This is a genomic window from Desertibacillus haloalkaliphilus (genome assembly GCF_019039105.1).
Classification (GTDB): domain Bacteria; phylum Bacillota; class Bacilli; order Bacillales; family KJ1-10-99; genus Desertibacillus; species Desertibacillus haloalkaliphilus.
Genome location: NZ_JAHPIV010000111.1, coordinates 1 through 448, shown reverse-complemented (window position 1 = coordinate 448; position 448 = coordinate 1). Strand labels below are relative to the sequence as shown.

The following is a 448-nucleotide window of genomic DNA, read 5'->3' as shown; positions in this document are numbered from 1 at the left end:
GTCCATGAGCTGTAACCACAGTGCTTGTGTAGTTGGCTTCAATGGTGACGTTTCAAGCCAACGCATGAAGCCGTTTATTTCTTTTAGGTAGTTCAAGCCCCTACCTCCTTTCACATAATGCATACAAGCCCTGTATGCGAACAAAGCGCATATCAGGCTCATTAGTCTTGATGTAATCTTTCACATAGTCTTCTGCTAATTTGAAAGGATCGGAAGTGCCTTTGACCATCCATGTGTAACACAAAGGAATAGGAGCCTTAATCAAATGGGCTTCGGTTTTCATCGGCTTGCTCCGTATTCGGGCTTTCTGTTGGTTCTACACTGTACGGCATATCAAGGACTTCCTCGTCATAAACTGACTTTGCTTCTTGGGTAATATCTTTTCGTACCGTTTCGTCTTGCGTTGCATATTGTTGTATTTCAATACTGATAGGCAGGTACTTCCACA

At 43.1% G+C, this 448-nt stretch carries 1 pseudogene; it reads right to left on the bottom strand.

From position 1 onward, the window contains the following. Nucleotides 1–257: 257 nt before the first annotated feature. A pseudogene (locus KH400_RS21090) lies at nt 258–448 on the bottom strand (recombination protein RecT); the annotation flags it as partial.